We start from the raw sequence: 7,696 nt of genomic DNA, 5'->3' as shown, positions 1-7,696 counted from the left end.
TTTGCAGGAGGCAATACAGGAACAATAAACGACTGGTCTATCGAATTATGTACAACTACTTTAGGTACTGACGATTTCGCTTTAGAAAACAGTTTCTCTATCTATCCAAACCCTAACAATGGTGAGTTTAATGTGAAATTTAAGTCGGAATCTAATAACGTAACTTTAGAGTTATTTGATATTCGAGGACGTTCAATTTACACTAAAGGATATAACAACTCAGGAGCATTCAATGAAACTATTAATTTAGGGAATGTTGAATCTGGAATGTATTTATTAAATGTAAATGACGGTTCTAGAACCTTTACTAAAAAGATTATCGTTGAATAATTTCAACTTCTTTTAATACTATAAAACTCCGGAAGTCATTTCGGAGTTTTTTTATGGCTATATATGAACTGTAAAAACCCTAAATTAGTGCTATGAATTTATCGTATTGGGAACGGAAAAGTTGGTTAACAAATACTAGCTACACCATTGTTGGAAGTGGTATAGTTGGGTTAAGCTGTGCTTTATATTTAAAAAGGAAATATCCAAAGGCAACTGTTTTAATTATAGAACAGGGGGTTATGCCACAAGGAGCAAGTACTAAAAATGCCGGATTTGCTTGTTTTGGGAGTTTAAGTGAGATTTTGGACGATTTAAAACATCATACAGAAGAAGAGGTCTTAGCACTAGTCAAGCAAAGAGTGAGCGGATTAAATCTATTAAAACAGACCTTAGGAGAGGAAACTATTGGTTATAAACATTACGGGGGATATGAATTGTTTATGCAAAGTGAGACGGACACCTTTGTGAATTGTTTGGATCAAAGAGATACTATTAATAAACTTTTATACCCCGTGTTTAACGCTCCTGTGTTTTCATTAAAGGAGAATAGCTTCGGATTTAAAACGATTAAAAATAACTATGTGTATAATGCTTTTGAAGGGCAGTTGGATACCGGAAAATTAATGACAGCCTTATTACAAAAGGTGCAATCCTTGGGTATTAAAATATTAAATAATGTGACAGTCGAAGCCCTTAGCGATTCCGGGAATTCTGTGCAAATACAAACCAATAGATTCACTTTCGATTCACAAAAAGTGTGTATTGCAACCAACGGATTCGCTTCGCAGCTATTACACACAGAACACGTTAAACCAGCGCGTGCCCAAGTATTAATCACTAAGCCCATTTCCAACTTACATTTTAAAGGCACCTTTCATATAGATAAAGGTTATTATTACTTTAGAAATATAAATAACAGAGTGCTCTTTGGTGGCGGTAGGCATTTGGATTTTAAGACAGAGGAAACGACCGAATTCGGACAAACACCTGTAATACAAAATAAACTTGAGGAATTATTAAGAACGGTAATTTTACCCACAACACCTTATGAGATTGACTACCGCTGGAGTGGTATTATGGGTGTTGGAAATAAGAAAAAACCAATGTTAAAACAAGTGAGCAATAATGTATATTGCGGCGTACGATTAGGCGGTATGGGCATCGCTATAGGAAGCTTAATAGGTAAAGAATTAGCAGATTTAACCACAAGATGAAACGGATATTTCGATTTTTATTTAAACTATTATTTTGGTGTTTTGGCCTGTCGGTAGCTGTCGTTGTCCTTTATAAATTTGTTCCGGTACCGGTAACCCCGCTTATGGTGATTCGGTATTTTGAGAACGAAACAACTAATAAAAACCTATGGCAACACGACTGGGTGCCTATAGATAAGATGTCTAAAAATTTACAATTAGCTGTGATTTGTAGTGAGGATCAAAATTTTTTAAACCATAAGGGTTTTGATATTGAGGCTATTCAAAAAGCATTTGATCGCAATCAAAAAGGAAAGCGAATTCGAGGTGCTAGTTCTATTAGTCAGCAAACAGCAAAAAATGTTTTTCTATGGCCACAACGCAGTTGGCTGCGTAAAGGATTGGAAGCGTATTTCACGTTTTTAATTGAAACTATTTGGAGTAAAGAACGCATTTTAGAGGTGTATTTAAACAGTATTGAAATGGGAGATGGTATTTACGGTGCAGAGGCAGCGTCTCAATTTTGGTTTCAAAAATCGGCAGCCCAATTAAATCAATATGAAGCGGCAGCAATCGCTGCAATATTACCTAACCCACTAAAGTATCGCGCACAACCCGCTTCTACTTATATTCAGGGTAGGAAACAATGGATTGTAAAACAGATGGGCTATTTTGGCCCGCTTCAATTTAAAGCCAAGAATGAATCAAATTAGCTCCGAGAAAATAGCATTGTATGACTTGTGTGCGGATTTTATAGAAACCAAACGCCAGACGATTCAACATACTATTGTCGAGATTCAGCACTCCTTAACTTCAGAAACTAAAAGTAGTGCAGGAGATAAGCACGAAACAGGTCGCGCAATGCTTCAATTAGAACGTGAAAAAGCAGGACAGCAGTTAGCCGAAATTCAAAAACTACAAGAACACCTGTCTAAAATAGATGTAAAGGCAACTAGTGAAACGATACGACTAGGGAGTGTTGTTTATACATCGGAAGTCAACTATTTTATTGCTGTAAGTGCAGGTCGTTTTGAAGTGAATAACGCTGTGTTTTATGCCATTTCTCCAAGCACACCTATTGGGCAACTGCTAATGAGTAAGACCGTTGGAGATTGTATTGAATTTAGGGGTGTAACAAGTCGGATTACTCAAGTGTTGTAATCTGTAAGGAGACAGTTTTTCCAATTTTTAAAGCCGAAGGGTGTTCGAAAAACACTAAATTCCCCTCTAAATCCGCTTGATGTAAGTAATAAGCACCTTTAAAATACGTGTTTAAAATACTGGCCTTAAAGGGAGATTGGTTTACCACCCGCAATTGATGGGCATAGACAATGTCTTTGTTAATGATGCTAAATTCACTAAAAAAGGAAGCTACCAAAGCCGATTCGGGGTTTTTATAAAGGACTTCAGGTGTGTTGTTAGCTACTATTTTAGCGTGGTCTAAAACCAAAATTCTATCGGCAAATCCTAAGACATCTTCCTTGTCATGTGTCGCTACAATACAGGTAATAGTATTCTCTTTTAAGTATTTAAAAACACGGCGTCTTAACGATTGTTTTTTAAAATTATCGATATGACTAAACGGCTCGTCAAGTAAAATTAATTCTGGTGCTTTGGCTAATGCTCGGGCTAAAGCCACGCGCTGTTTTTGTCCGCCACTCAATAACTTCACTTTCGTTTTAGCAAATGCTGTTAGTTCAACGACTTCCAAGAGCTCGGCAGTGCGCTCTTTTTTATGGGTTTTGTAAAAGTTAGACAGGTGTTTTCCAATGTTCTCTTCGACTGTTATAAAAGGCATCAATTCGAATTCTTGGGCAACATATTTCATGAAATCGTATCCTATCACCAAGTTGTATTTCGGACCAAGGATGGCTTCGTTTTTCCAAGTTAGAGATCCATTGTCTAAATCATATTCACCATAAATTAATTTTAGTAGTGTGCTTTTTCCGGAACCGCTTTCCCCAATGACAGCAATAGACTCGCCTGGTTGAGCAGAAAAATTAAGGTCTGTTAAAATAGGCTGTTTGGTGTAGCCGAAAGTAAGATGTTGTACCTGTAGCATGGCAAGAATTTAAATGTAAAAATAGGAATAAAAAAACCGCTTGAAAAACAAGCGGTTTAGTAATTTATATTAGGGAACCCTTTTTATTTTGTGGTCTCTTTAGACGCACTTGGTAAGGTGTCGTATCCCATATTGAAAAAGGTGAATCCGAAAATATCTGCCCATTCTTGAATTTGCATACTTACCGGTTTTCCTGCTCCGTGACCTGCATTTACATCAATTCTAATTAATCTTGGGTTGGTCCCAAATTGCTTAGCTTGTAACTCGGCAGCAAACTTAAAACTATGTGCTGGAACCACACGATCATCATGATCTCCTGTTAATACCATGGTTGCAGGGTATTCTGTATTTTCTTTAACGTTATGCACAGGCGAGTAGTTTAATAAATACTCGAACATCTCTTTGTTGTCTTCAGCCGTACCATAATCGTATGCCCATCCCGCACCAGCAGTAAAGGTATGGTAACGTAACATGTCTAATACACCAACACCAGGTAAGGCTACAGCCATTAATTCTGGTCGTTGTGTCATTATAGCACCAACTAATAAACCTCCGTTAGAACGTCCTGAAATAGCTAAACGCTTAGAGTTTGTATATTTATTATCGATAAGGTATTCCGCAGCAGCGATAAAATCATCAAATACATTTTGTTTTTGCATTTGCGTTCCTGCTTTATGCCACTCTTTACCATACTCACCACCACCACGTAAATTGGCAACAGCATAAATACCGCCTTCCTCTAACCACACGGCATTAATTGTGCTAAAGCTAGGTTGTAAGCTAATATTAAATCCTCCGTAACCATAAAGCATCGTTGGGTTAGTACCATCTAAGGTAATCCCTTTTTTGTAGGTTATAATCATAGGGATTTTCGTGCCGTCTTTAGAGGTGTAAAAAACTTGTTTAGACTCAAAATCGTCACTTTTAAAATCGATAGCAGGTTTCCAGTACTCTACAGACTCTCCTGTTTCTACATTAAATTTATAAATAGAACTTGGTGTGTTGTAGTTCGTAAAAGAATAGTATAACTCTTTTTCTTCTTTATCACCACCAATCGACCCTACTGTTCCAATTCCTGGTAATTCAACGTCGCGGATTAATTTACCGTCATAATCATATTGTGATACTTTAGAGACGGCATCAACCATATACTCGGCAAAGAAATAATTTCCTCCTTTAGAAATTGATAATACATTTTTAGTTTCTGGGATAAAGTCTTTCCAATTTTCTGCTGAAGGGTTAGAAGCATCAACAGTCACTATTTTTCCATTAGGCGCATTTAGATTAGTATATAAATACAGTGTACTCCCTACGTTTTCAATTAAACGCGTATCAGAATCTGTGTTGTTGATTATAGGTACTAAAGGGGCATCTAATTTTTTTAAATCTTTAATAAATAATTTATTTCCAGACGTTGATACTGCTGCCGAAAGCAACACGTAATTTTGATCTTTAGTTACCGAAGCCGTAATATATCTGTGCTTTTCTTCTGGAGTTGCACCGTATACCACTCGGTCTTCTTTTTGTGGTGTTCCTAATTTGTGGTAGTAGACTTTATGCTGGTCTGTTTTAGCCGATAGCTCGCTACCTTCAGGTTTATCGTAGCTAGAGTAGTAGAACCCGTCGTTACCTCTCCATGATACGCCACTGAATTTAATATCTTGAAGTGTATCTTCAATAACTTCTTTAGTTTCCGTTTTGATAACGATTACTTTTCTCCAATCGCTACCTCCTTCAGAAATAGAGTAGGCTGCAAGCGAACCATCTTCGGTAAAGCTTAATCCCGCTAGAGATGTTGTTCCGTCTTCAGAAAAGGTGTTAGGATCCAAGAAAACTTGATCTTGATCGCCCACTTTTTTATAGACTACATAATGGTTTTGAATTCCATTATTTTTATAGAAATACGTATGGTCACCTTTTTTAAACGGAGCGCCTACTTTTTCGTAATTCCATAGTGTTTCTAAACGGTTTTTTAAATTTTCTCGGTAAGGAATATTGTCTAAATAGCCGTATGTTACCTTATTTTGTTCGGTAACCCACTCACCAGTTTCGTCACTTTTATCATCTTCCAACCAGCGGTATGGGTCTTTTATTTCCGTACCAAAATAGTTAGAAACAGTATCTACTTTTTTAGTTACTGGGTAGTTTACAGTAATTTCTTTTTTTTCTTCCTGCTTGTCGTTTTTACAAGACATAATCATTGAAAAGGTTAATAAGCAAAGTGCTAGTTTCTTCATTATACAATGTGTTTATTGAGTGATCTCAAAAATAACGAAAAAAGCGCTTGGTTTAGGTAAGTGCACTCTTTTTTAATGCTTTTGTTTATAATGAATGGGCATTAGTATTGATTAATAAGGCTTATATAAACCGTTATAAAATAGATAAAAAGGTTGCCTTTTATTGGGATTTAGGATTTTTTAATTGAAAAGCGATACTATTATTTTCGTCACCTGTTATATGAGCAACTTGGACTTTTTTTAGGATTCACAATAATATTATTCTGTCCAAAACAGGTGTCGTTAGTAAATTATTTCTGAGGTTTAATAGGTGTTTCTTTCTCTAAAACCTTTAGCATTATAATATTAGGTTTATAATTATAAATACGCTTTGACTCTTAATTGCTATTTGTTGGCCTCTTTTAGTTTATTTTGTGTCCATCTAAAAAGTTTAGACCACTTTAGGAGCTTTGTCATTACCCATCATAGCACCAGGGATAGTCATAGCAATATTTTTAAATTCTTCTTTTACACTTCCTGCTAAATTTAATTGTGTGGTATCTGTAATGGTAATTTTACCGCCTGTAGTACACATACACTCGGAGTCGTTAAACAACCATTTTTTAGAGCCACCTAAGTTCGATTTTTTTGTTGTTTTAGTCCATTTTTGCAAAGCTGGTACACAGGGACGGTAACTATTTCCATTAGGTTTTAATTTGCATTGTCCAAAAGTTTGAGGGACTTGTACGTCCATATCTGTAGCCTTAAACTGGCCTTGTATTTTCACTTTTTTATTTTCTGTAACCAACAATTTTGCAGGTGTAAAACCTTGATTACACTCTAATAATGCACCATCTAAAACATATATTTTACTACTCATTATTTTCTAAGTTAAAGGTTATTGTTGTGATTTTTTTATAGAGGTCTTTAATGTCAAACTCATAATTTAGTGTTGCTTGGGTTACTAATCCTAATTCTGGCGCAATAATGTAGTGTCCTTTGTAATTAAAATCTAAATTATACTGTTCTCCTTTTGTTGTTGGTAAGTCGCCTATAAAAGCATTTAGTTTTGCTAATGGAAACGTATTATTATCTATATCTATTTTTGCTGTTGTGCTTATTGTAACGTTAGTAAAAGCACGATTTTGTTTTGATATGTTTTTTTCTTCTATAATTGGGATGTTTATATTGCCTATACCATTTGCAATAGTTTTTTTTTGAATTAAAGGATTGCCTTTTTCAAATTCGTGATAAAATATATTTGAGAATAAAAAATTGTAGAAATTATCTTCTAAATATATTTGTTGAATATTTTCTTCCTGCAATTGCCAATCAAAATCTTTGGTCATAGTTTCAAGATCTGGATGTTTTTTTAAGAGTTCTCTTTTTACAGCAATCCATTTTATTCTAATATCGTCTGTATTTGTAACTTCCAAGAGCTTAAACGTCTTGGTTAGTTTAAAATCTAAAGTGTTATTAATAACAGCAACGGTTGCTGCTATTTTTTGCGCCTTATTTAGTTTTTTTATAGCACTAAATTTGTCGTTTAAAAAGTAACGGTAATCTACATTGAATTTGAAAAGCAACGATTTTTCATTAGTCATCCCTAAGTAGGTGAGGTTAAAGCCAAATGCTATACTCGTTTTGCTGTGGTTTTTGTCTTGTAAAACTTCATTAATAATCTCTGCGGTATAAAAACGAGTTGTACGTTCTCCGTTAAGTTTTAGAACTTCTTTAGTATGAGCTATTTTTTTTTCCATTATCGATTTTTAAAATAAATATCTAAAGTATTTTTAAAATTTTCCAAGCTGTTTTTTTTAGTTTCTATAACTTTATTTTTTTCAGCATGCATTATTATTTAGTGGTCTCAAAAATTTTAATGGTTGTTTTTTCTA

The 7,696-nt window shown here is 34.9% G+C and carries 8 protein-coding genes; 4 read left to right on the top strand and 4 right to left on the bottom strand.

Going from position 1 to position 7,696, the window contains the following annotated elements:
• The 4 genes from BLV64_RS12510 to BLV64_RS12495 all read left to right on the top strand — a co-directional run.
• Positions 1-330, top strand: a 330-nt coding sequence (locus tag BLV64_RS12510) for a T9SS type A sorting domain-containing protein (protein WP_143034166.1), incomplete at its 5' end; no start/stop codon positions are given.
• Between the two features lie 92 nt (positions 331-422).
• Positions 423-1,544, top strand: coding sequence for an NAD(P)/FAD-dependent oxidoreductase (locus BLV64_RS12505; RefSeq protein ID WP_092136065.1), 1,122 nt, complete (start codon positions 423-425; stop codon positions 1,542-1,544).
• The gene (gene mtgA / locus BLV64_RS12500; RefSeq protein ID WP_092136063.1) at positions 1,541-2,236 is read left to right on the top strand and encodes a monofunctional biosynthetic peptidoglycan transglycosylase; all 696 of its coding nucleotides are present in this window, start codon (positions 1,541-1,543) and stop codon (positions 2,234-2,236) included. Before BLV64_RS12505 ends, mtgA begins: the two co-directional genes overlap by 4 nt.
• Complete coding sequence (locus BLV64_RS12495) at positions 2,223-2,684, top strand: GreA/GreB family elongation factor (protein WP_092136061.1); 462 nt, start codon at positions 2,223-2,225, stop codon at positions 2,682-2,684. Before mtgA ends, BLV64_RS12495 begins: the two co-directional genes overlap by 14 nt.
• Here BLV64_RS12495 and BLV64_RS12490 read toward each other — a convergent pair.
• The 4 genes from BLV64_RS12490 to BLV64_RS12475 form a co-directional block, all read right to left on the bottom strand.
• A complete protein-coding gene (locus BLV64_RS12490) occupies positions 2,668-3,585 on the bottom strand; it encodes an ABC transporter ATP-binding protein (protein ID WP_092136059.1) in 918 nt (305 codons plus the stop codon). The genes BLV64_RS12495 and BLV64_RS12490 overlap by 17 nt on opposite strands.
• An 83-nt stretch (positions 3,586-3,668) precedes the next feature.
• Positions 3,669-5,822, bottom strand: coding sequence for a prolyl oligopeptidase family serine peptidase (locus BLV64_RS12485; protein WP_092136057.1), 2,154 nt, complete (start codon positions 5,820-5,822; stop codon positions 3,669-3,671).
• A gap of 430 nt (positions 5,823-6,252) precedes the next feature.
• Positions 6,253-6,681 carry a PAAR-like protein gene (locus BLV64_RS12480; RefSeq protein WP_092136055.1) on the bottom strand — a complete coding sequence of 143 codons (429 nt, stop codon included), beginning with the start codon at positions 6,679-6,681 and terminating at the stop codon, positions 6,253-6,255.
• Positions 6,674-7,561, bottom strand: coding sequence for a PNPOx family protein (locus BLV64_RS12475; RefSeq protein WP_092136053.1), 888 nt, complete (start codon positions 7,559-7,561; stop codon positions 6,674-6,676). The genes BLV64_RS12480 and BLV64_RS12475 overlap by 8 nt, the downstream gene beginning before the upstream one ends.
• Positions 7,562-7,696 lie beyond the last annotated feature (135 nt).

The sequence above is a fragment of the Bizionia paragorgiae genome (assembly GCF_900107625.1).
Taxonomy (GTDB): Bacteria; Bacteroidota; Bacteroidia; order Flavobacteriales; family Flavobacteriaceae; genus Bizionia; species Bizionia paragorgiae.
The sequence above is the reverse complement of the archived record's forward strand: the minus strand, read 5'-3'. Positions and strand labels throughout refer to the sequence as shown.

What these genes read in the sequence shown, in the direction of transcription:
- BLV64_RS12505 (WP_092136065.1), top strand. Translation starts at nt 423, where the DNA reads ATGAATTTATCGTATTGGGAACGGAAAAGTTGGTTAACAAATACTAGC.
- mtgA (WP_092136063.1), top strand. Translation starts at nt 1,541, where the DNA reads ATGAAACGGATATTTCGATTTTTATTTAAACTATTATTTTGGTGTTTT.
- BLV64_RS12495 (WP_092136061.1), top strand. Translation starts at nt 2,223, where the DNA reads ATGAATCAAATTAGCTCCGAGAAAATAGCATTGTATGACTTGTGTGCG.
- BLV64_RS12490 (WP_092136059.1), bottom strand. Translation starts at nt 3,585, where the DNA reads ATGCTACAGGTACAACATCTTACTTTCGGCTACACCAAACAGCCTATT.
- BLV64_RS12485 (WP_092136057.1), bottom strand. Translation starts at nt 5,822, where the DNA reads ATGAAGAAACTAGCACTTTGCTTATTAACCTTTTCAATGATTATGTCT.
- BLV64_RS12480 (WP_092136055.1), bottom strand. Translation starts at nt 6,681, where the DNA reads ATGAGTAGTAAAATATATGTTTTAGATGGTGCATTATTAGAGTGTAAT.
- BLV64_RS12475 (WP_092136053.1), bottom strand. Translation starts at nt 7,561, where the DNA reads ATGGAAAAAAAAATAGCTCATACTAAAGAAGTTCTAAAACTTAACGGA.